At 48.3% G+C, this 402-nt stretch carries 1 pseudogene; it reads right to left on the reverse strand.

The features are described 5' to 3' along the window. Positions 1-402 (reverse strand): annotated as a pseudogene (locus SORDD15_RS10335) (hypothetical protein); the annotation flags it as partial.

Consider the following 402-nt stretch of genomic DNA (forward strand, 5'->3'; position numbering starts at 1 on the left):
GCAAACTGGGTCAAGCCCTTGACAACGCTCTGGGTCTGCCCTATGGGAATCATGATAGCGCTCGCTGTCGTAAAGATATTTCCAACATCATGATACAGCTTGTCATTCCCCATGAAAAGCGTATCTCTGATGGGATTTCCTGCTTTAGTCTGAATATCCCCTGCATTCCCAAGTTTGATATCCTGATCAGCCTCATACATATTAGACGCCCCATAGGCTGTTGTCCCAAGACCCACGATACCGCCTGCAACAACTAAAGGAGTCGCAGAGCCCAATGTAACTACGATGGCTGTCACTCCGACAATGATAGTCAATGCGCTAACAGCCATGTCTTTCCAACCCTTATCTGATCGAGCCAAGGCTTCAAAACGGACTTTGTCTCGCTCCTGAGCTGCTTGTACA

The sequence above is a fragment of the Streptococcus oralis genome (assembly GCF_001578935.1).
Classification (GTDB): Bacteria; Bacillota; Bacilli; order Lactobacillales; family Streptococcaceae; genus Streptococcus; species Streptococcus oralis_R.